Origin of the sequence: Tritonibacter sp. SIMBA_163, assembly GCF_046535935.1 — a bacterium.
GTDB lineage: Bacteria > Pseudomonadota > Alphaproteobacteria > Rhodobacterales > Rhodobacteraceae > Epibacterium > Epibacterium scottomollicae.
The window spans coordinates 1-228 of sequence record NZ_JAWJBP010001575.1; the positions used below are offsets into that span (position 1 = coordinate 1).

Below are 228 nucleotides of genomic sequence, written 5' to 3' on the forward strand. Positions count from 1 at the left end.
CGATGTAATCGTTGCCGTATATGTCATCAATATGGTGCTCAACCGATTCCCGAAAGAAGTCGTTACAGAACATTGGGCAGGCGACGAAGACCTATTGAAGGTGCTCAGCAAATTGGCGAATTCCGGAGACCGGTGGGCCGCTAAATTGCCAGCCGGAAAAGCCGTGAAACGCTTCCTAAAATAATTGAACGCATATAAAAAACCCCTCAGAAAGAAAATTTCTGAGGG

1 protein-coding gene is annotated in these 228 nt (G+C 46.5%); it reads left to right on the top strand.

Features of this window, described 5'->3' with window-relative positions; translation table 11 throughout:
- The coding region (locus R0J92_RS27560) for a hypothetical protein (protein WP_411054017.1) at positions 1-184 on the top strand (184 nt) is incomplete at its 5' end.
- Between the last annotated feature and the right edge of the window lie 44 nt (positions 185-228).